Annotated in this window: 19 protein-coding genes and 1 tRNA gene; 9 read left to right on the forward strand and 11 right to left on the reverse strand. The window is 68.3% G+C overall.

The genetic code is table 11. The features are described 5' to 3' along the window. Positions 1-3: 3 nt before the first annotated feature. Entirely contained in the window at positions 4-1,803 is a 1,800-nt protein-coding gene (locus GWI72_RS03060; RefSeq protein ID WP_161707835.1) for a tetratricopeptide repeat protein, read from the reverse strand. Positions 1,804-2,113: 310 nt separating this feature from the next. On the opposite strand from GWI72_RS03060, the gene ppdK reads away from it, so the two are divergent. Further along, positions 2,114-4,777 carry a pyruvate, phosphate dikinase gene (gene ppdK, locus GWI72_RS03065; protein ID WP_161707836.1) on the forward strand — a complete coding sequence of 888 codons (2,664 nt, stop codon included), beginning with the start codon at positions 2,114-2,116 and terminating at the stop codon, positions 4,775-4,777. A 4-nt stretch (positions 4,778-4,781) separates the two neighbouring features. Next, a complete protein-coding gene (meaB, locus tag GWI72_RS03070) occupies positions 4,782-5,735 on the forward strand; it encodes a methylmalonyl Co-A mutase-associated GTPase MeaB (RefSeq protein WP_348272634.1) in 954 nt (317 codons plus the stop codon). An 82-nt stretch (positions 5,736-5,817) separates the two neighbouring features. Here the strand turns inward: meaB and GWI72_RS03075 are convergent, their stop codons facing one another. The 3 genes from GWI72_RS03075 to map all read right to left on the reverse strand — a co-directional run bounded on the left by GWI72_RS03075 (position 5,818) and on the right by map (position 9,773). Next, a complete protein-coding gene (locus GWI72_RS03075; RefSeq protein ID WP_161707837.1) occupies positions 5,818-8,082 on the reverse strand; it encodes a putative bifunctional diguanylate cyclase/phosphodiesterase in 2,265 nt (754 codons plus the stop codon). 114 nt (positions 8,083-8,196) lie between these two features. Then, the gene (gene radC, locus GWI72_RS03080; RefSeq protein ID WP_161675603.1) at positions 8,197-8,907 is read right to left on the reverse strand and encodes a RadC family protein; all 711 of its coding nucleotides are present in this window, start codon (positions 8,905-8,907) and stop codon (positions 8,197-8,199) included. A gap of 38 nt (positions 8,908-8,945) precedes the next feature. Beyond that, positions 8,946-9,773: a type I methionyl aminopeptidase gene (map, locus tag GWI72_RS03085; protein WP_161675604.1), complete on the reverse strand. Its 828-nt coding sequence runs from the start codon at positions 9,771-9,773 to the stop codon at positions 8,946-8,948. A 281-nt stretch (positions 9,774-10,054) separates the two neighbouring features. On the opposite strand from map, the gene GWI72_RS03090 reads away from it, so the two are divergent. The 5 genes from GWI72_RS03090 (at position 10,055) to sfsA (ending at position 13,868) form a co-directional block, all read left to right on the forward strand. Further along, positions 10,055-10,139: transfer RNA gene (locus tag GWI72_RS03090), tRNA-Leu, on the forward strand. 74 nt (positions 10,140-10,213) lie between these two features. After that, the gene (locus tag GWI72_RS03095; protein ID WP_161707838.1) at positions 10,214-10,666 is read left to right on the forward strand and encodes a hypothetical protein; all 453 of its coding nucleotides are present in this window, start codon (positions 10,214-10,216) and stop codon (positions 10,664-10,666) included. Between the two features lie 118 nt (positions 10,667-10,784). Beyond that, positions 10,785-11,468, forward strand: a complete 684-nt coding sequence (locus GWI72_RS03100; RefSeq protein ID WP_244314191.1) for a copper uptake system-associated protein — start codon at positions 10,785-10,787, stop codon at positions 11,466-11,468. Positions 11,469-11,713: 245 nt separating this feature from the next. Beyond that, positions 11,714-13,159, forward strand: coding sequence for a TrkH family potassium uptake protein (locus tag GWI72_RS03105; RefSeq protein WP_208995760.1), 1,446 nt, complete (start codon positions 11,714-11,716; stop codon positions 13,157-13,159). 7 nt (positions 13,160-13,166) lie between these two features. Further along, entirely contained in the window at positions 13,167-13,868 is a 702-nt protein-coding gene (gene sfsA, locus GWI72_RS03110; protein WP_161707839.1) for a DNA/RNA nuclease SfsA, read from the forward strand. A gap of 157 nt (positions 13,869-14,025) precedes the next feature. Here the strand turns inward: sfsA and GWI72_RS03115 are convergent, their stop codons facing one another. The 6 genes from GWI72_RS03115 to GWI72_RS03140 all read right to left on the reverse strand — a co-directional run bounded on the left by GWI72_RS03115 (position 14,026) and on the right by GWI72_RS03140 (position 18,484). Further along, a complete protein-coding gene (locus GWI72_RS03115) occupies positions 14,026-14,718 on the reverse strand; it encodes a L,D-transpeptidase (protein ID WP_179956010.1) in 693 nt (230 codons plus the stop codon). A 103-nt stretch (positions 14,719-14,821) separates the two neighbouring features. After that, positions 14,822-15,229 carry a hypothetical protein gene (locus GWI72_RS03120; protein ID WP_161707840.1) on the reverse strand — a complete coding sequence of 136 codons (408 nt, stop codon included), beginning with the start codon at positions 15,227-15,229 and terminating at the stop codon, positions 14,822-14,824. A 185-nt stretch (positions 15,230-15,414) separates the two neighbouring features. Beyond that, complete coding sequence (gene gpt, locus GWI72_RS03125; protein WP_161675608.1) at positions 15,415-15,924, reverse strand: xanthine phosphoribosyltransferase; 510 nt, start codon at positions 15,922-15,924, stop codon at positions 15,415-15,417. Between the two features lie 128 nt (positions 15,925-16,052). Further along, a complete protein-coding gene (locus GWI72_RS03130) occupies positions 16,053-16,814 on the reverse strand; it encodes a competence/damage-inducible protein A (protein WP_161675609.1) in 762 nt (253 codons plus the stop codon). Positions 16,815-16,947: 133 nt separating this feature from the next. Then, positions 16,948-18,147 (reverse strand): FAD-dependent monooxygenase, encoded by a 1,200-nt coding sequence (locus GWI72_RS03135; protein ID WP_161675610.1) that lies wholly within the window; start codon positions 18,145-18,147, stop codon positions 16,948-16,950. 91 nt (positions 18,148-18,238) lie between these two features. Continuing rightward, positions 18,239-18,484 carry a zinc-finger domain-containing protein gene (locus tag GWI72_RS03140; RefSeq protein ID WP_161675611.1) on the reverse strand — a complete coding sequence of 82 codons (246 nt, stop codon included), beginning with the start codon at positions 18,482-18,484 and terminating at the stop codon, positions 18,239-18,241. Between the two features lie 239 nt (positions 18,485-18,723). Here GWI72_RS03140 and GWI72_RS03145 point away from each other — a divergent pair, with 239 nt between their 5' ends. Then, positions 18,724-19,476: an alpha/beta fold hydrolase gene (locus tag GWI72_RS03145; protein ID WP_161707841.1), complete on the forward strand. Its 753-nt coding sequence runs from the start codon at positions 18,724-18,726 to the stop codon at positions 19,474-19,476. Next, positions 19,473-20,351 (forward strand): alpha/beta fold hydrolase, encoded by an 879-nt coding sequence (locus GWI72_RS03150; protein WP_161675613.1) that lies wholly within the window; start codon positions 19,473-19,475, stop codon positions 20,349-20,351. The genes GWI72_RS03145 and GWI72_RS03150 overlap by 4 nt, the downstream gene beginning before the upstream one ends. 192 nt (positions 20,352-20,543) lie before the next feature. On the opposite strand, the gene GWI72_RS03155 is transcribed toward GWI72_RS03150, so the two are convergent. After that, positions 20,544-21,332, reverse strand: coding sequence for an enoyl-CoA hydratase (locus GWI72_RS03155; RefSeq protein WP_161707842.1), 789 nt, complete (start codon positions 21,330-21,332; stop codon positions 20,544-20,546). Positions 21,333-21,425 lie beyond the last annotated feature (93 nt).

Raw genomic sequence — 21,425 nt, forward strand, 5'->3', positions numbered from 1 at the left:
CGGTCAGCCGCCGTTGCCGGTCGCGTTGGACGCCGTCGGCGGTGCCGGTGTCTCCTTCAGCCCGTTGGCGATCTTGTCGAGGATCTTGGGCAGCTCTTCCGGCTCCGGATCGAGATCGCGGGCGTGGTTCCACTGGAACTGGGCTTCAAGACGCCGGCCCACCTTCCAGTAGGCGTCGCCGAGGTGGTCGTTGATCACCGGATCTGCCGGCCGCAGCTCCACGGCCCGCTCCAGCTCGGTCACCGCCTCGTCGTAGCGGCCGAGACGGTAGTAGGCCCAGCCGAGACTGTCGACGATGTAGCCGTCGCTCGGGCGCAGGCTCACCGCCTTCTTGATCATTTCCAGCGCCTCGTCGAGCTTGAGGCCCTGGTCGACCAGCGAATAGCCGAGATAGTTCAGCACCATCGGCTGGTCGGGGTAAAGCTCGAGCGCCTTGCGCAGGTCAACCTCGGCGCTGTCCCACTGCTTCAGGCGCTCGCGGCAGATGCCGCGATAGTAGAACAGGGCCCAGTGCTGCGGCTCGATCTCCTTCAGCGAATCGATGCCGGTCGAATAGACCTTTTCGGCCTCGGCAAACATCTTGCGCGACCGCAGGACGTTGCCGAGCGAGATCACGGCCTCCAGATCGCCCGGATCCTGCTTGATCAGGGCCTCGAGGTGCGCCCGCGACTCGTCCACCTTGTCCATGGCATTGTAGTTGAGGCCGACCTGGATTTCCGCGTCGCGCTTCAGCGGCGAGGTATCCGGCACCTGCTCCAGCGCCTCGATGGCGCGGCCGGGATTGTCCATCCGCTCGTAGAGCCCGCCGAGGGCGATGGCCGCGAAATCAGCATCCGGGTCGAGGTAGAGCGCCAGGTTGAGGTAGCCGGCCGCCAGTTCCTCGGCCCCGTCGCGGCCGATGGCCGATCCGAGACCGTTCATCAGTTCGGCGATGCCCACCATCGGCGAGCGGACCAGCGGCGGGATCTTCTTGCCGCTCTCGATCAGCTCGCGCGTGCGCTTGAGCACCGGATGGCCGGGTGCCAGCTCGTCATACTCGTCGAGCACGGTCAGGGCGTCGGCCTTGCGGCCGTTGGCGGCGAGCAGGCGGGCATAGGAATCGGCCACCCGCAGGGCGCCCCGGTCGGCGTTGTAGGCGGCCTCGATGCGCTCCAGGGCGACCTTCGGCCGGCCGGCATTCTGGGCGATGAGCGCGGCATGGTTGGCCTTGAACACGTCGAACCACTCCGGACCCTTCAGCCCGTCGATGCGCTTGAGCGCCTTGTCGACCTCTCCGGCTCCGGCCTCCATCCAGGCCTTGGTGATGGTGAGCGTCAGTTCCGCCAGCGGCCCGCCGCCCGGGTCGGCCTTCAGCGCCGAGCTCGCCGTGCGGAACTTGCCGTCCTGCGCGTGCCCGATGGCGGTGACCGCATGGGCCAGGAAATTGCTGACCTTCAGCGCATCCATGTCGGCGGCCAGCTCCATGGCGATGTCGATCTCGCCATTGGCCAGTTTCAGCATGAAGGTCCGTTCCAGGACGTCGACATTGTCCGGGTCGGTCGCCAGCGTCTCCTCGAAGAAGGCGGCTGCCGAGGCAAAGTCGTTGAGGCGCGTGGCCAGCCGGCCGGACAGGTAGCTGCCCGACAGGGTGATGTTGAGATCATCCGGCGTGCCGTAGCGCGGCGGCTCCGGCTGGCTGTTTGCCAGGGCAGGCAGGCTGAGGCTTGGCAGGGCAAGGGCGACGAGGGTCGTGGTCAGCAACACCCGCAGGCGGGAGCGGTAGGTCGTCCGGGGTTTCCCCGGGGCGTTGGTCACGTTCGTCATTCAACCTCGCAGGCGATGGGCCGAAGCCTTTGCGATTCACCGGGAACAAGTGAACCCAGATGAGAGTGGCGGGTTTGTGGCAACGGGGCAAGGCAGGTCCGGCCCCATGCCGGATTTCCCGGTCAAACCTGTTTTCAGTATAGACCAATTGCCAAGCCGGCTCTCGTCACGTTTGCTCGTTTGCAGTGCAAAAATCGCTTGTGTCGGGGCACCCTGGCGTAGCAGGAATACGCCAGCTCCGGGCAGCCGGGTCCCCCGGCCCGGGGCCAAGACAGACCGGCAGGACATGCTGTGAGGACGGGAGGCGGGAATGACCAAGTGGGTCTATGGGTTTGGCAACGGCGCTGCAGAAGGCGACGCCGGCATGAAGAACCTGCTCGGCGGCAAGGGGGCAAACCTCGCCGAGATGAGCAATCTGGGTCTTCCCGTGCCTCCGGGCTTCACCATCACCACCGAGGTCTGCACCTGGTACTATGATCACGACAAGTCCTATCCGGCGGAGCTCGCCGCCGAGGTCGAGGCGGCGCTGGCCGACATCGGCCGGCTGACGGGCCGGGCTTTCGGCGACAGGACCCATCCGCTGCTGGTGTCCGTGCGGTCCGGCGCCCGTGTCTCCATGCCCGGCATGATGGACACCGTGCTGAACCTTGGCCTCAACGACGAGACCGTCAAGGCTATGGCGACCAGCTCGGGCGACGAGCGCTTTGCCTATGACAGCTACCGCCGCTTCATCCAGATGTATGGCGACGTGGTGCTTGGCGTTGACCATCACTCCTTCGAGGAAATCCTGCAGGAGGTGAAGGACGAGGCCGGCCATGTGCTCGACACTGACCTGTCGGCGGCCGAGCTTGCCGGCATCATCGAGCGCTACAAGGATCTGGTGGCGGCCGAGCTGGGCCGTCCGTTCCCGCAGGATCCGATGGAGCAGCTCTGGGGCGCGATCGGCGCCGTGTTCGGCTCCTGGATGACGCACCGCGCCCAGACCTACCGGCGCCTGCATGACATTCCGGCCAGCTGGGGCACGGCCGTGAACGTGCAGGCGATGGTGTTCGGCAACATGGGCGAGACCTCGGCCACCGGCGTTGCCTTCACCCGCAATCCGTCCACCGGCGAGAAGGCGCTCTACGGCGAGTTCCTCGTCAACGCCCAGGGCGAGGACGTGGTGGCCGGCATCCGCACGCCGCAGGACATCACTGAGAAGGCCCGCATCGAGGCCGGCTCCGACCGTCCGTCGATGGAGCGGCTGATGCCCGAGGCCCATGCCGAGTTCGTGCGCATCTGCGACCGGCTTGAAGCCCATTACCGCGACATGCAGGATCTCGAGTTCACCATCGAGCGCGGCAAGCTGTGGATGCTGCAGACCCGCTCCGGCAAGCGCACGGCCAAGGCCGCGCTGAAGATCGCCGTCGACATGGCGGCCGAAGGCCTGATCACGGAGAAGGAGGCCGTGCTGCGCGTGGAGCCCTCCGCGCTCGACCAGCTGCTGCACCCGACCATCGATCCGAAGGCCGAGCGCAACATCTTCGTCACCGGCCTGCCTGCCTCGCCGGGCGCGGCCTGCGGCGCCATCGTCTTCACCTCGGAGGAGGCCGAGCAGGCCAAGGCCGCCGGGCGCAAGGTCATCCTCGTGCGCGTCGAGACCTCCCCGGAAGACATCCACGGCATGCATGCGGCCGAGGGCATCCTCACCAGCCGTGGCGGCATGACCTCCCACGCGGCCGTCGTGGCACGCGGCATGGGCAAGCCTTGCGTGTCCGGCGCGGGCGCCCTGCGCATCGACTACCGCAGCGGCACCGTGTCCGCCGGCGGCAAGACGCTGGACAAGGGGCAGGTCATCACCATCGACGGCTCCACCGGTCAGGTCCTCATCGGCGAGGTGCCGATGCAGCAGCCCTCCCTGTCGGGTGACTTCGCCACCCTGATGACCTGGGCCGACGGCGGTCGCCGCATGAAGGTCCGTGCCAATGCCGAGACCCCGGCCGATGCGCGCGTCGCGCGCGACTTCGGCGCCGAAGGCATCGGGCTGTGCCGCACCGAGCACATGTTCTTCGACGGCGAGCGCATTCTGGCGGTGCGCGAGATGATCCTGTCGGCCACCGAGGAGGGACGGCGCGCCGCGCTTGCCAAGCTCCTGCCGATGCAGCGCAACGATTTCGTGCAGCTGTTCGAGATCATGAAGGGTCTGCCGGTGACGATCCGCCTGCTGGATCCGCCGCTGCACGAGTTCCTGCCGCATTCCGATGCCGAGATCGCCGAAGTGGCCGAGGCCATGGGAGTGGCGGCGGACAAGCTGCGCGAGCGGGCGCTGGAGCTGTCGGAGTTCAATCCGATGCTGGGCCACCGCGGCTGCCGTCTGCTCGTCTCCTATCCCGAGATCGCCGAGATGCAGGCCCGCGCCATCTTCGAGGCGGCTGTCGAGGCCGGGCGCCAGACCGGTGCGCCGGTCGTGCCGGAGATCATGGTGCCGCTGGTCGGGCTCAAGGCCGAGCTTGATCTGGTGCGTGGCCGTATCGATGCCATGGCCAAGGCCGTCGCGGCCGAGACCGGCGTCACGATCGACTATCAGGTCGGCACCATGGTGGAACTGCCGCGTGCGGCGCTCCGGGCCGGCGACATCGCGGAATCGGCCGAGTTCTTCTCGTTCGGCACCAACGACCTGACCCAGACCACCTTCGGCATCTCGCGCGACGATGCGGCCTCGTTCCTCGGCACCTACCAGCAGAAGGGACTGATCGAGCAGGATCCGTTCGTCTCCATCGACCGGGATGGCGTGGGCGAGCTGATCAGCATCGCGGCCGAGCGCGGCCGCAAGACCCGTCCCGGGATCAAGCTCGGCATCTGCGGCGAACATGGCGGCGATCCGGCCTCGATCCATTTCTGCGAGAGCGTCGGCCTCGACTACGTGTCCTGCTCGCCGTTCCGCGTGCCGATCGCCCGGCTGGCTGCTGCCCAGGCCGCGCTGAAGAAGGCCTGAGCCGGTGGGCGCGGCGGAAGCCCGTGCAGAGCTGGAGCGTCTGCGGGCCGGTGGCAAGCTGGCCCTGTCGCGGGCCCTGTCGCGCCTTGAGGCGGAAGAGGGCAGCGCCGCGCTGGCGGCGCTGCTCGACCTGGCGGTCGCAACCGGCGCCGGCCATGCGCTTGGCCTCACCGGACCGCCCGGCGTCGGCAAGTCGACGCTGACCAACGCCCTGATCCGCAGCTTCCGGGCGGCCGGCGAGACCGTGGGCGTGCTGGCTGTCGATCCCTCGTCGCGTCTGACCGGCGGTGCCTTGCTGGGGGACCGCACCCGGCTTGCGACGGATCCGGAGGACCAGGGCATCTTCGTGCGGTCGATGGCCGCCCGGGACCGCCTGGGGGGCCTGTCCGATCATGCCATTGCGGCCATCGCGCTGATGCGGGCCGCGCGCCAGCAGGTGATCGTCGAATCCGTCGGCATCGGTCAGTCCGAGGCCGATGTAGCCTTTGCCGTGGACACGCTCGTTCTGTGCATCCAGCCGGGCTCCGGCGACAGCCTGCAGTTCATGAAGGCTGGCGTGATGGAACTGCCCGACATCATCGTGGTGACCAAGGCCGACATGGGCGCTGCGGCGGCCCGCGCGAAGTCGGATGTGGAGGGGGCGCTCAGCCTGTCACGCCTGTCCGCGTCCGGCTGGAAGGTTCCGGTGCTGACGGTCTCTGCCGTGGAGGACACGGGCACGGGCGAGCTGATGCAGGCCATTGCCGCGCACCGCGCCTGGCTTGCCTCGAGCGGGCAGGGGGCCGGACGCCGGGCCCGGCAGCAGACGGACTGGGTGTCGGATTACGTCCTGACGCGCTACGGCCGGGCCGGGGCGAGCCGCATTGATGTGGCCGGTGAACTGGCGGCCGCCGGCGGACCCTTTGCGGCCATGGCCCGGATCCGTGCCGATCTCGACCGGCGTCTCGGCCTCCTCTAGGAAACGCTCTCGCGGACGCCGCCGCCTGCCGTCTGGGCGTCAGGACAGATCCGGACGGGCGTGGGGCGTCCGTGCCGGTGACTCAGCCGGCGCGCAGCCGCCCCGTCGACATCTTGACGCGGCTGTCGATGGCGCCGCTGACGATCATCGGGGCCACCTCCTCGGCCGGCCCCGGCCGGCTGATGAAATAGCCCTGCAGCCGCTCGCAGCCGATCGAGGTCAGGAAGTCCATCTGCTCGGCCGTCTCGATCCCCTCGGCAACGACCGTCATGTCGAGCGCCTCGCCCAGGTCGATGATCGTGCGCAGGATCGCCTGCGCCTGGGCCGAGTCGCCTGCCGGCAGGATGAAGTCCCGGTCGATCTTGAGAATGTCGAAGGGGAAGCGGCGCAGGTAGCTCAGCGACGAGTAGCCGGAGCCGAAGTCGTCCAGCGCGATCTTCACGCCCAGCTCGCGCAGGCGCTTCATCACGTTCAGGACCGCCGCGTCCTTGCCGGCAAAGACCGATTCCGTCACCTCGATCTCCAGCCGCGACGGCGGCAGGTCATAGGAGGCGAGGGTCTCGATCAGCTGGTCGATGAAGCGGGGGTGGCGGAACTGGGTCGGCGAGATGTTGACGGAGATCATCACGTCCGGCCACAGATGCGCATCGCGGCAGGCGCGGCGCAGCACCCACAGGCCAAGGTCGTTGATGAGGCCGGTCTCCTCGGCGATCGGCACGAAGTTGGCCGGACTGATCGGCCCGCGTTCGGGATGGGTCCAGCGCACGAGTGTCTCGACGGCGGTGATCTTTCCCGTCTTCGACGACAGCTGCGGCTGGTAGGCGACGGCGAGTGCATCGTTGTCGATGGCCCGGCGCAGCTCGCGGGCAATGTTGTCGCGGGTCTGGACATATTCCTCCATCGCCGGATCGAAGAACGACCAGCGGCCACGGCCATTGGCCTTGGCGTCATAGAGGGCGATGTCGGCCTTGCGCAGCAGCTCGCCGGCCCCGGTGCCGTCCTGCGGCGCGATGGCCGCGCCCATCGACAGGCTGACGAACAGCTCCGTGCCGGCCACCTTGACGGGGCGGATCAGCTCGTCCTGCACCCGGCTCAGCTGGTATTCGATCAGCGCGCGCGACGAGCACTGGCTCAGCACCATGGCGAACTCGTCGCCCGAGATCCGGGCCAGCAGGCCGGTCGGCGGGACGACCCCGCGCAGCCGTGCCGTTACGGCCCGCAGCACCTCGTCGCCGGCGGCATGGCCGAGCGTGTCGTTGATGTCCTTGAAATGGTCGAGATCGATGTAGACGACCGCCGTCAGGTCGCGCTCGTCGGTCTGGGCTGCCAGCGCCTGCGTCAGCATGCGGGTGAAGAAGTCGCGGTTCGGCAGGCCCGTGAGGCTGTCATGCTGCGAGGCATAGACCGCCTTGGCCTCGCTGCGGGCAAGGCGGCGGGTGGATTGCCGGGCGTAGTTGAGCAGCACCGCGGTGAGCACGGCGATGGCGAGCGCCAGGATCACCATCACCGGCAGCAGCCGGTTGAGCATTGCCGAGCCCGGCTGGGTCGGGTTCCAGTTGAGCCGCACCACGGGCGTGTTGCCGGGATCCTTCAGCAGGATGTCGGCCATGCCGGGCCGCGTGTTGGTGGGCTGCGTCGCCGCGATGCCGTCGAGACCGGCCATTTCGGCGAGCCGGCCGAGGGTCAGGCTGTTGAGCGGCACGAAGCTGACGATCACGGCCGGCGGTTCGCGGTCGGCCCCGATCGTGTGCAGGTCGGGCGCGATGGCGGTGACCGAGAAGTAGTAGGGGGCCGCGTCGATCCGCACCACGCCGGTCTCGAACAGCGAATGGTGGAAGTTGCGGTAGACGGGCTGGAACTTGTAGGTGCCCGACGGCGTCATCACGAAGCTGTTGATGTAGCGTGCCCGCACGCGCGCGATCGGCCCCTTCAGGGCGTTCAGCAGCGCCTCGCTGGCCCAGCCCGTGTCGCCGGAGCGGTCGTAGACGACCAGCACGGAGCGGTCGGAATCAAGGATCAGGCTGCGGCTGTGGCCGTAGCCTTCCGCCAGCCAGGCCGCCACGTGATGGCGCAGCCAGTCGCGGTTTTCCAGTCCCCGTTCGGCCCGGAAGAAGGCGTCATCCCAGACAGCCGCGCCTTCCTGCTGCTTGGCGACCTGGTCGAGCTGGAGCTGGATGGCTTCGCGCAGCAGGTTGCTCTGGCTGGTGACCGCCGCCTCGTCGGTGACCTTCGACGACCACACCAGGATGGCGAACACGAACAGGACCGCCAGGACCACGATGCCGATCACCGGCATGATGATCGTGTTGACGATCCGTCCGTTTCCCGCGTTGGAGTCGAATTCCATCTGCACCCACCCCATCTTGCTCGCGAGACGCTAGCGCAGATGCCTTAATGAAAGGGCGACAGGTTTAGTTAAAAGTCTTCTAATCACTGCTGGTTGAAGTGCCGCAGCGTTTTGCTAGAGAAGCTGCATGCCGCGGAAGCTCAGCTCGGTGCCGCGTGCCACGATGATGTGATCATGCACCTCGATGCCCAGCGGCTTGGCGATCTCGATGATCTGGCGCGTCATCTGGATGTCGGCCCGCGAGGGCGTGGGGTCGCCGGAGGGGTGATTGTGGACGAGGATGAGTGCCGTCGCCGACAGTTCCAGCGCCCGGCGGATGACCTCGCGCGGATAGACCGGAGTATGGTCGACGGTGCCACGCTGCTGCACCTCGTCGGCGATGAGGCCGTTCTTCTTGTCGAGGAACAGGATGCGGAACTCTTCCCGTTCCTCGTGCGAGCTGGCTGCCCGCACATAGTCGATCACCTTGGACCAGGAGGAGAGGGCATCGCGCGTGTTGACCTCGCCCTTCGCATAGCGCTTGGCGACCGCCTGCAGGATCTTGAGATCGTCGGCGACGCGCTGGCCGACCCCCTTGACCTCGATGAGGCGCGCCCGTGGCGCCGCAAGCACGCCGGCGAAGGACCCGAACCGCGCCAGCAGGGCCTTGGCGATCGGCTTGGTGTCCGCCCGCTTGATGGAGGCGAACAGCACCAGCTCCAGCAGCTCGTAATCGGCGAAGCCGTCCGCGCCGTGGTCGCGGAACCGGTCGCGCAGCCGGTCACGATGACCGACATAGTGCGCCGGGGCCGGGGCATCGGAAAATCCGGTGTCATCCTCGGCCATGGCGTCTCCCTTCTGGCTGGGTCGGGGGCGGGGCGTCCCTACCGGTCGAAGCCGGGCCGGTGCAGGCCCTTCGGCGACAGGGTGAAGATCTCGCAGCCCTCGGGCGTGATGCCGATGGAATGCTCGAACTGCGCCGACAGCGAGCGGTCGCGGGTGACGGCGGTCCAGCCATCGCTCAGCACCTTCACCTGCGGCCGGCCGAGGTTCACCATCGGCTCGATGGTGAAGATCATGCCGGGCTTCAGCTCGACGCCCTCGCCGGGCCGGCCGTAGTGCAGGATGTTCGGCGTGTCGTGGAACAGGCGCCCGAGACCGTGGCCGCAGAAGTCGCGCACCACCGAGCAGCGCTCGCGCTCGACGAAGGTCTGGATCGCCGCGCCGATGTCGCCGGTGGTGTTGCCGGGCTTGGCTGCGGCGATGCCCAACATCAGGCTCTCGTAGGTGACCTCGATCAGCCGCTCGGCCGCGCGCTTCAGCTCGCCCACCGGATACATCCGGCTCGAATCGCCATGCCAGCCGTCGACGATGTAGGTGACGTCGATGTTGACGATGTCGCCGTCGCGCAGCGGCTTGTCATTGGGAATGCCGTGGCAGACGACGTGGTTGATCGAGGTGCAGGAGAACTTGGTGTAGCCGCGGTAGTAGAGCGTCGCCGGCAGGGCGTTGTGCTCGCGGCCGAAGGCCTGCACGAAATCGTCGATTTCCTGGGTGGTCACCCCCGGCTTGACGACATCGGCCAGGGCATCGAGACAGGCCGCCGTCACGGCGCCCGCCTTGCGCATGCCGGCAAAGTCATCGGGTCCGTACAGGCGCACCTGGCCGGTGTTCTTGAGGGGAGCCGTCGCCGCGTCGATATAGGTGACCATGTGCGAAGATAATGTCCGTGTCTGTTCGGGCCTCGGCCGTGTCGCGATCCGCCGGGAGGAAAGGCGGAAACGATCTAGGATGCGCCGCCGCATCGTGCGGGCTCCCGGAGAGGTCTCGTCGTTCATGTCATGTGCCGTCGTCTTCCCCGTTAATATGCGCGGTGCCATCGCGCAAGGAAAGAGCTTCCGGGGAGAGGGCGGCATTTTGTTCGCCAGTGCCCGAATGTGCCGTCAGGCTCTTGCGAAGCCGCATCCACGGCGCTAGGTGATGCCGTCTCGCCGCGGACGTGGTGAAACCGGTAGCCACAGCAGACTTAAAATCTGCCGTCTTCTGACATGCGGGTTCGAGTCCCGCCGTCCGCACCAGCCCCGGCCGTCCCCTTGACGGGGCTTGCAGGTCACCGCCCTCGCGCGGTATCGCAAAGTGGGGGAGAGATGTCATGCAGGCATGGACCAACATCCTGGCGAGGGGACTGGCCGCGCTTCCGGTGCTGATGCGCATTGCCTGCGCCCTGGCACTGGTTGTCCTGGCCTATGGGCACCGGCCTGTTGCCCAGACCTCGGCCGTGATCCAGTCGCCGCAGCAGGTCCTGCGGTCCGCAGCCGGCGTCGACCTCTCCGCCTATGTCCTGCCGGATGGCAGCCTGCCGGTCCTGTGCCATGCGCTGGCACCGGACACGCACAATCAGGACAAGGCGGCGCCCGGCCCGGCCTGCGAGGCGTGCCGGCTTTCGGCCTCGGTTGCCCTCCCGTCTCCACCGGCTGGGGTGGCGCAGCCTGTCGCTTCGCCCCCCCGCGTTCTCGACGTCCGGGTCCACGCCGTGCCGGCAAGGTCGGACCCGAGGCAGCCTGGCGATCCGCGCGCGCCACCCCGCCATCTCCTGAACATCTGACACCCTCTCCGCCGCTGATCCGAACCGTGGACTGCCGGCGGCCCGGGCGACCTGGTCGCGCGCGACGCGCCTGACGTGGTGTCGCCGCATTTCCCTTTTCGGTTGACAGGATACACCCATGTTCAAGTCCCTTCTGGCCAGCACCGCCGTGATGGCCCTGCTTTGCCTTCCCGCCGCCGCCCATGGCACCAAGACGCCGCCCGCCCCCGAACAGGTTGGTCACGGGCAGGTTGGTCACGGGCAGGTTGGTCACGGGCAGGTCGGCCACGGCACCCAGAACCAGACCGGTCACGCAGCCCATGCGGCACATGCCGCCCCAGCTGAGGCCGTTGCCGTCACCGGCGATCCGCAGGTCGACATCCCGGTCAAGCTCAAGTCCATCTTCGAGAGCGAGGGCAAGCCTCTCGCCGTTGCGCCGGTGGTTGTCGCCGGAGGCTGGGCGATTGCCGGCTGGACACAGGATGGCCGGGGCGGCCGGGCGCTTCTGAAGCAGAAGGCTGACGGCTGGAGCATTCACCTGTGCAGCGGCGACAGCCTGAAGGATGCAACGGTCCTCCAGCAGATCGGCATTGCGGAACACGATGCCCGAACTCTTGCCGCGAACCTTGCGTCTGCCGAAGCCTCGATCGCACCGGAGACGCTGGCGCTCTTCGCAAGCTTCGAGGGCACCGTCATGGTCGAGGGCGAGGCGCATGGCCACGGGGGTGGACATGCTGGCGGGCATTCGGGCGGACATTCGGGCGGGCATGGAGGTGCGCAGGGTGCAGGCCATGGCACTGCGCCGGCTGCAGCAAAGCCCTGAGGCGCACGCTCGGCGCCGGACAGGACCTGTCCGGCGCTGCCAGCTGGTCCGGCTGGTCCGGGTCCGAAACGTCGGCGTCAGGGGGCGCGGCGCGGGCCTCACCCGGACTGCCCCTGCTGAAATGCGGGGATGGCGGGCTCGACAGCCGCCGCCCGTCGGGGCAATGTCGCGGCGCGGGGGTGGGCTTGCGGTCCGGACATGAAGTCGGCCGGGCGTCCTGCACCGCTGTGAAGGACCTGGCTGACGTGATTGCATTGCGCCCCATTCTCTACGTGCTGGGCATATTGTACGTGGCGCTTGCCACCGTGATGCTGGTGCCGGCCATCGTCGATGTGGCCAACAAGAATGCGGACTGGCAAGCCTTTGTGTTTTCGGCCTTTCTGACCGGGCTGGTCGGCATGCTGCTGGCGATTGCCGTTGAGGGCTCCCTGAAGAAGGGGCTCAACATGCGCCAGACGTTCCTGCTGACGGTGCTGGCCTGGACGACGATCCCGCTGTTCGGCGCCTTGCCGTTCTTCTGGCTGGGGCTTGGCGTGTCGGATGCGGTGTTCGAATCGGTCTCCGGCTTCACCACGACCGGCGGCACGGTGCTGACCGGACTTGATTCCCTGCCGCCCGGCATCCTGATCTGGCGCTCGATGATGCAATGGACCGGCGGCATCGGCATCGCGGTCATGGGGATCTTCCTGCTGCCGTTCCTGCGGGTCGGCGGCATGCAGCTGTTCCAGAGCGAGAGCGGCGAGGGCGGCGACAAGATCGTCAGCCGGTCGGTCGAGCTGATCCGGCTGATGGTGGTGGTCTATGGCGGGCTCACCGCGCTCTGCGCTGCCGGCTATTTTGTCTTCGGGATGACCGGGTTCGACGCCATCAACCACGCGATGACGACGCTGGCGACCGGCGGCTACTCCACCCACGACCGGTCGTTCCAGCACTACGCCGACACCGGCGTGGCCTGGGTCGGCATCCTGTTCATGCTTGCCGGCGCGCTGCCCTTCGTCCTGGTGATCCAGGCGATCCGGGGGGCGCCGCTGCAGCTCTGGCAGGATCCGCAGGTGCGGGCGCTCATCGCCCTGATCGCGATGGTCTCCTTCGCGCTCACCGTCTATCTCGGGGCCACGCGCGATCTGGGCTTCCTCGATGCGCTGCGGGCGGCCACCTTCACCGTGGTCTCGCTCATCACCACCACGGGCTTCTACATCGGCGACTATACCCAGTGGGGCGGGCCGGTCGTCGGTCTGGTGCTGATGCTCGCCTTCGTCGGCGGCTGCACCGGCTCGACGTCGGGCGGGATCAAGATCTTCCGCTATCTCGTGCTGCTGGCCGCGGTGCGCTCGCATCTGCGCCGCATGGTGCGGCCCAACCGGGTCACGGCGGAGAACTTCGGCAAGGCGCGGCTGACGCCGGACCTGTCTGCCGCGGTTCTCGTCTATCTGGTGCTCTACATCAGCACGGTGGCGGCTGTGGCACTGGCGCTTGCGGCCTTCGACATCGACTTCGTCACCGCCCTGTCCGCCTCCGCCAGTGCCGTCGGCAACATCGGCACGGCGCTCGGGCCGCTGGTCGGTCCCGACGGGACCTTTGGCGCCCTGCCGGACCCGGCCAAGTGGATCCTCTCCGCGGCCATGCTGATCGGCCGGCTCGAGCTGATCGTCGTCTTCGTGCTCATCGACCCCGATTTCTGGTCCAACTGAGGCTGCCATGGATTTTGACCGCCCCCTGATCAGCGGCCGGCTGGTGCGCCGCTACAAGCGTTTCCTCGCCGACGTGATCCTGGACGAGGACGGCAGCGAGGTCACGGCCCATTGCGCCAACCCGGGCTCCATGCTCGGCCTGAACGCACCGGGATCCCGGGTCTACCTGTCGCGCTCCGACAATCCGGCGCGCAAGCTTCCGCTCAGCTGGGAGCTGATCGAGGCCGACGGCGTGCTGGTCGGCATCAGCACCGCCCATCCCAACCGTCTTGTCGAGGAGGCGATCCTTGCCGGTCGTGCGAGGGGCCTTGAGGGCTATGCCAGCCTGCGTCGCGAGGTCCGCTACGGCCTCAACTCGCGCATCGACATCCTGCTCGATCATCCCGACCGGCCCCGCTGCTATGTCGAGGTGAAGAACGTGCATCTGATGCGGCAGGCCGGGCTGGCAGAGTTCCCCGATTCGGTCACCGACCGGGGGGCCAAGCATCTGCGCGAGCTGTCGGCGATGGTGGCCGAGGGGCATCGCGCCGTGATGGTCTATCTGGTCCAGCGGCCCGACTGCGACCGCCTGTCGATGGCAGCCGACATCGATCCGGCCTATGCGGCCGCCCTTGGCGAGGCGCGTGCGGCCGGCGTCGAGGTGCTGGCGCTCGGCTGCTCCGTGACCCCGCATCGGATCCGCGTCGAGCGCGAGGTCGAGGTGGCCTGAGCGGGATGGCCTGAGCGGGGTGGCCCACCAGGCCGCACGCCCGGCCCGCCCAGCCTGGCGCCGCACGCCCGGCATCTCGGTTGGTGTGTGTCACAAACGGGAAGGGGCCATCCTTGCGGACAGCCCCTCGAAGCGTTCGACCGCGGTCTGCTGCGGCTCAGACGGCGTTGCCCTGGATCACGACCACGCGGGTGCCGTTGGGCACGCGGTTGTAGAGGTCGATGATGTCCTGGTTGATCAGGCGGACGCAGCCCGAGGAGACGGCGGTGCCGATCGTCCAGAACTCGGCCGTGCCGTGGATGCGGTACAGCGTGTCGCGGTTGCCCTCGAAGATGTAGAGCGCGCGGGCGCCAAGCGGATTGGTCAGCCCCGGCTCCATGCCGTTGCGATATTCCTCCAGCTCGGGCTGGCGCGCGATCATTTCCGCCGGCGGCGTCCAGCGCGGCCATTCGCGCTTGTAGGCGATGCGGGCCGTGCCCCCCCAGGCAAAGCCGGCGCGGCCGATGCCCACGCCGTAGCGCATGGCGCGACCGCCTTCCATCGTCAGGTAGAGGAAGCGGTTTGGGGTGTCGACGATGATCGTCCCGGTCGGCTCCGCCGAGGGATAGTCCACGACCTGGCGGTAGTAGATCGGATTGACCTTGCGCAGGTCCACCGCCGGCAGCGGGAAGCGCTCCTGCGGCATCGGCCCGTACATGCGCAGATACTCCTCCGGGATGCGCGGACCTGACGGCTGGTAAGGCTCGTAGGGCATGCCCGGCGTCGGGATCGGCTGGGTGTAGCGGGTGGTGCAGCCGGCGAGCAGGGTGGCGGAAGCGGCAACCAGAAAATGGCGGCGGGAGATCAACATGCAACGACCTCGGAATTATGGCGCATGTCCGGGCCGGGGCGGCGGCCGGACGTTGTGTCCTGTGTCTCAGATTCAACTTGCCGGGAACTTAAGGATCCGGCGGTCAGACGACTGGTTGGCCCGTGGACGTCCGTCTCGGCGGCGGAACCTCCGTCTCCAGCAGCGGATCACGGGCCGCGCGGTGGGGCGAGCGTCCGAGAGGGACAATGTCCGGGCGGCCCGCTTGTTCCAGATCGGAGGTCTGAACGCGCACCAGATCCGCGCATTGCAGGTACAGGCAGCGCTTGGGCGCGCCGGTGCCGGTCTGCTGGCCATCGGCGCGGCGCGGCCCGGTGACGGCGGTGAGCGGCAGGGACGCAAGCAGAAGGCCCGCGACGAGCTGCGGTCCCGCGGTCACGACCGGTTGCGCCGCCAGGCTCGCCGCCGGACGCAGGGCGACCATCATCAGCGCGGCCACGGCGAGAAGCCGTCCGCACCACACGAGCGCCGGGAGGAAGGTCGAACCAGTCATGTGCCCCGCATCGCCACAGAATGTGGCGCGGATCGGGACGACGACCGGTCACAAGACAGTGAGGGGCACCGGGCAGCAACTTTTCTGCCCGGTGTTGCATTTCGGTCGCGCCAGGCTTGGCGTGGCTTGGCCGGGTTGGGCCGGGTTGGGCCGGGCCGGGTTGGGCGGGGCCCCCGACCGCCGCGTCAGCCGGCGGTGTTCTTGTTGAGCGGCGGCTGGAACTGCCAGCCCATGTCCCAGGGGAAATAGATCCAGGTGTCCTGCGACACTTCGGTCACGAAGGTGTCGACCAGCGGCCGGCCCATCGGCTTGGCATAGACGGTGGCGAAATGCGCCTTCGGCAGCATCTCGCGCACGACGCGGGCGGTCTTGCCGGTGTCCACCAGATCGTCGATCACCAGCACGCCATTGCCGTCGCCGCCTTCCAGTCCGACCACCTTCGGGTCGATCGGCTTGATCACATGCAGCGAGCCCTGGTTCTCGTAGTCATGGTAGGAGGCGATGCAGACCGTCTCGATCATGCGGATGCCAAGTTCACGCGCGACGATGGCCGCCGGTACCAGCCCGCCACGGGTGATGCAGACGATCGCCTGCCATTCGCCCTGGCCCGACAGGCGCCAGGCAAGGGCGCGCGCGTCGCGGTGGAACTGGTCCCAGGAAACCGGGAAGGCCTTGTTCTGTTCGGGGTTTTCCATGTCTCATGTCCTTGTGGGCGGGACCGGTCTCAGGGGAGCGGTCGGAAGGGGCCTGTCGGAAGGGGCCTGTCGGAAAGGCGGTTCGGGCGGCCTGGCGGGTGGAACGGCTGGGGTGACGGGACGGACGGTCAGCCCCTCGCCGCCTGCGCGGCCGCGACGGCAGCGGCAACGGCTGCCTCGACGGCGGCTGCGACCGGGACGAGGCGGTCCGGCTCGCGCGAGCGCAGCACCACCTGTGTGCTGAAACGCCCGTCGTTGGTCCGGGGGTAGGAGCCGATGATCACGTCCGGGTTGTCGGCCTGGATCTGGCGCAGGGCGTCGGCGATGCGGCTTTCGGGAATGTCGGCATCGACGGTCCGGGACACGATCTTGCGTCCGGTGCGCAGCGTCGGGGCGATCGCATCGAGCATGGCCTGCATGATGCTCGGAACACCGGCCATCACGTGGACATTGCCGATCCGGAAGCCCGGCGCCTTCGACACCTTGTTCTCGATCAGGTCGGCACCAAGCGGAATGCGCGCCATGCGCTGGCGGGCTTCGGTGAACTCGCCGGGGGGGTAATGGGCGGCGAGGATCGCCATGGCGCGGGGATCGTGGTCGATGGCGACACCGAAGGCCTTGGCGATGCTGTCGGCGGTGATGTCGTCATGGGTCGGCCCGATGCCGCCCGAGGTGAAGACATAGTCGTAGCGGCCGCGCAGCGCGTTCACCGCCTCGACGATGCGATCCTCGATGTCGGGCACCACGCGCACTTCCATCAGGTCGATGCCGGACATGGTCAGGAAGTCGGCGATATAGCCGATGTTCTTGTCCTTTGTGCGTCCCGACAGGATCTCGTCCCCGATGACGAGAAAGGCGGCTGTCACGGTCTGTGGCGTTGCGTCGTCCATTCAGTCCTCTCGCGCGACTGGCTGGACCTGAGCAAGGCCGGGACCGGCAACGGTTGCCGGAAGCTGCCGGCCGCCGGCCGTCCGCCTGTGCGCAAGACCAGAGAAAAGCGTTTATCGCAAGCGCGGGTCCGGCTCAAGCGGGGGCGCTGTCCCGCCAGGCATAGATCCAGTCCATTCGCTTCAGCAGCCGCTCGGGCGAGCTGGCGCGCAGCACCGCATCGCGGGCGAGACAGGCCGGCCAGCCGAGGTGATAGATCGAGGCATTGGTGGCGGCAGCCTGCTGCACCTGCGCGGTGCGCGGCTGGCGCAGCTGCTGATAGCGGGCGAGGGCTGCAGGAATGTCCCGCGCGCCCTGCAGCACGCGACCCAGGACAGCCGCGTCCTCGATGGCCATCGCTGCCCCTTGCGCGGCAAAGGGCAGCATCGCGTGGCAGGCATCGCCGAGCAGGGCAATGCGGCCCTTGACCCAGGGCGTGCCGGCATCGACGGCGCACAGCGCCCATCGCAGCCAGCCGTCGGGCCGGGACAGCACCGCGCGGATGTCTGACGGCCAGTCGGCAAAACGGGCAAGAAGGCGGTCCCGGTCGGCCGGCTCGGACCAGCCGGTCGAGGTCCAGTCCTCTTCGACCAGGGCCACGATGTTGAACTCGCGGCCGGCGCGCACCGGATAGTGCACGAGATGGGCGCGCGGGCCGAGCCAGAGGCCGGTCTCGGTCATGAGCTCGTCCGGCACCTCATCCGCCGGCAGCGTCGCGCGGTAGGCGGTGCGGCCGGAAAATGACGGTTTCGGGCCGCCCATGATCTGCTGGCGGACATGCGAGCGGACGCCGTCGGCGCCGATCAGCGCGGCGGCCCGCAACTGGCGGTCCCCCTCCGGCGTGATCACCTGGATGTCGAGGCCGTCGCCGGCCTCCTGCACCGGACCGAGCTCGGCGCCCAGCGTGAGGCGGATCGCGGCTGTCTCGCGCACGGCCTGCACCAGCACCTGCTGCAGGTCGGCCCGATGGAGCACGAGATAGGGCAGGCCATAGCGCTCGCGGGCGACGGGACCCAGCGGCACCCGGGCGAGATCGCGCCCGTTGCGGGCGCTGCGGATGCGCACGGTGGCCGGTTCCCCGGATCGCGCCTTCAGGGCCGGCAGCAGGCCGAACCCGTCCAGCACCCGCAGCGCATTCGGCGACAGCTGCAGTCCGGCCCCCACTTCCAGCAGGCGCTCGGTGCGCTCGAAAAGGTCAACACGGTAGCCGGCACGCGCCAGTGTCAGGGCTGCGGTCAGGCCGCCGATCCCGGCACCCAGGATCACGACGGGCGCGTCGGAGGAGGGATGTGTCATGGACAAGGCCTGCACGGACGCAGCCGGGCTGCGGCAGGAGAGGGCGACCGGCCCGGATCACCGGACCGGCCAGCGCGGAGGGCGATGCGCCTCAGGCTGCGACCGGGACCCATACGCAATCGGACGGCTCGGACTGGCCCGGCTTCAGCGACGCGTTGTACTTGTACAGCGTCGAGCAGTAGGGGCAGACGATCTGGTCGTCATCGCCCAGATCCAGGAAGACATGGGGATGATCGAACGGCGGGTTGGCGCCGATGCACATGAATTCACGCGCGCCGATCTCGACACACTCGTGGCCGCTGGTGTTCTGGAAATGCGGGACAACATGATCCGCCATGGCACCTGTCCAAATGTCTGACTTAACGACGAAGATGGCCGGACCATACTGTCTTGCGGCGCGGATGGGTAGGGGCTTTGCACCGGTTTGCGCCATTGGCCGCAGGTGCGGCCGCGTTTCTCCCCCGCGAAAGTCGGGGGCAGGCGAACCGGCTGCAGCCATTCCGGGCTTTGCGCGGCCAGCGGGACTGCGTAAGGTGTGGGGTATCCGTTTTCCTTTAACGTAAGCGTCAGGTGCACATGCTCAAGTTTTCGTCGGACGGCGTCGAGATCGCCTATCTGGACGAGGGCGAGGGGGATCCGATCCTTCTCATCCACGGGTTCGCCTCCAACAAGACCGTCAACTGGGCCTATCCGGGGTGGGTCGACCTGCTGCGCAAGGATGGTCGCCGCGTGATCGCGCTGGACAACCGCGGGCATGGCGACAGCAGCAAGTTCTACGATCCGGCCGACTATGGCGCGCCGATCATGGCCGAGGATGCCCGCCGCCTGCTCGACCATCTCGGTCTCGCCCAGGTCGACCTCATGGGCTATTCGATGGGCGCGCGCATTTCCGCCTTTCTCACCCTGAACCACCCGGAGCGGGTGCGCCGGGTCATCTTCGGCGGTCTCGGCTACGGCATGGTCAGCGGCGTCGGGGACCCCGAGCCGATCGCGCGGGGGCTTGAGGCGGAGAGCCTTGCCGACATTCCCGACCGGACCGGTCGTGCCTTCCGCGCCTTTGCCGAGCAGACCAGGTCTGACCGCCGGGCCCTGGCGGCCTGCATCCGCTCCTCGCGCCAGAAGATCTCGGAAGATGACGTCGCGCGCATTCGCCGCCCCGTGCTGGTTGCCGTGGGCAGCAAGGACGACATTGCCGGATCGCCGGAGGATCTGGCGGCGCTGATCCCGGATGCGCGCGTCCTCGAGATCCCCGGCCGCGACCACATGGTTGCCGTCGGCGACAAGGTCTTCAAGCAAGGGGTCCTCGACTTCCTGGCGGAGGCGGCATGAGCGGGCCGGTGCGCTGTTTTGCCGGGGCCGACGGCAACCGGCTGGTGGCCGACCGCTTCGGGTCGGACGGCGCGCCGGTGCTGCTGCTGCATGGCGGAGGCCAGACCCGCCACGCCTGGGCCGGAGCCGGACAGCGCATCGCGGCTGCGGGCCATGTCGCCTATTGCCTTGACCAGCGCGGACACGGGGAAAGCGACTGGGTCGCCTCCGGCCGCTATGCCTTCGGGGATTTCGGCCGCGATCTCGTCGCCGTGGCCGGCCAGATCACGCAGGAACACGGCCGGCCGCCCGTGCTGGTCGGAGCGTCTCTCGGCGGGCTGGCCGGCATCCTCGCCGAAGGGCACCAGGCTCCGGGCACGCTCGCTGCGCTGGTGCTGGTCGACATCACGCCCCGGGTTGATCTCGACGGGGTGTCGCGCATCGTCGCCTTCATGTCCGAGCGCATGGAAGACGGGTTTGCCAGCGTCGAGGAGGCGGCAGACGCGATTGCCGCCTATCTGCCGCACAGGCCGCGACCCGGGTCGCTCGACGGACTGGCCAAGAACCTCCGGCGGACGCCGGACGGGCGGCTGCGCTGGCACTGGGATCCGAAGTTCATCTCTGCCCGCCATGGCGATGGTGATGTGTCCCGCGCCATGGCGGAAGACGAGCTTGTCAGCGCGGCGCGCCGCCTGTCCCTGCCGGTGCTGCTGATCCGTGGTGGCCGGTCGGAGCTGGTGTCGCTGGCCCATGTCGAGGAGTTCCGGGCCATGGTGCCGCAGGCCCGTTTCGTCGATGTGGAGGCAGCCGGCCACATGGTGGCCGGCGATCGCAACGATGTCTTCGGCGAGGCGCTGATCGGCTTCCTGCGGGACCTGTCGCCGGTCCATCCCTGAAGCCCCAGTCCCTTCTTGCCGTCCCTTCGGCAGTCCCCTCAGTGCCCTGGCGGGGCCGGCGCATCAAGGTCCGCGCCGGCTTGACAGACAGAATCACCTGCTTGCCGCACTGATTCAGAAACTCTGGGAAAAGTCTGACAATTCAATTCGTTGCCGTCGTTTCCTTGCATCTGTTCAAGTTCTGATTCAGAATCAGCTGCCGATGAAGTCCGGTGTGCGCTTGGCCAGGAAAGCGCTTCGGCCCTCGGCAAAATCGCGGCTGTCAAAACAGCGTTCGGCGGCAGCCTCTGCGGCCGCCAGATCGCCGTTCGTCAGGGCGGCCAGCGCGGCCTTGGTGGCGGCGATGGTGAGCGGGGCGTTGGCGGCAACCGTGCCGGCCAGCTCGCGGACGGCGGTCTCCAGCGCGTCGGCCGGAACCAGGCGGTCCAGCAGGCCGATGCGATGCGCTTCCTCGGCCGAAACGCGCCGGGCGGTGAAGACCAGGTCGCGGGCCCGGGCGGGCCCCGTCAGGGCGACGATGTCGGCCAGCGCGGTCGGGGGATAGGCGAGGCCCAGGCGCGCGGCCGGGATGCCGAAGCTGCTGCCCTGTGCCGCGACACGCAGGTCCGCTGCCGCGGCGAGTCCCAGTCCGCCGCCAAGGCAGTGGCCCCGGATCATGGCGATGGTCGGCTTGGGCGTGGCGCGCAGGGCGTCGAAGGCCGCCACGTTCACGGCCTCGTAGGTGCGCGCGTCGCGGGCATTGCCCCGCAGGGTCTCGAACTCGGAGATGTCCGCCCCGGCGACGAAGGTCTCCTCGCCCGCTCCGCGCAGCACGATGACGCGCACCGCCGGATCCGCGGTCAGGCGGGCAACGGCCTCCGGCACGGCCTGCCACATGGCCAGCGACAGGGCGTTGCGCCGGTCGGGATTGTCGATGACGAGCCAGCCGATCTCGCCCTCGACGTGGCAACGGATCTGGCCGGGCGAATGATCTTGCTGCATGGGAAGGGTCCTGCGGTCTCAGGCGGGTTGCGGGGCGACGGCGAGCCGTGTCCGGCACTCTTGTCAAAACTGCGCCGGCGGTTAAGTGGACCG

The sequence above is a fragment of the Pannonibacter sp. XCT-53 genome, assembly GCF_009915765.1.
Lineage (GTDB): Bacteria > Pseudomonadota > Alphaproteobacteria > Rhizobiales > Stappiaceae > Pannonibacter > Pannonibacter tanglangensis.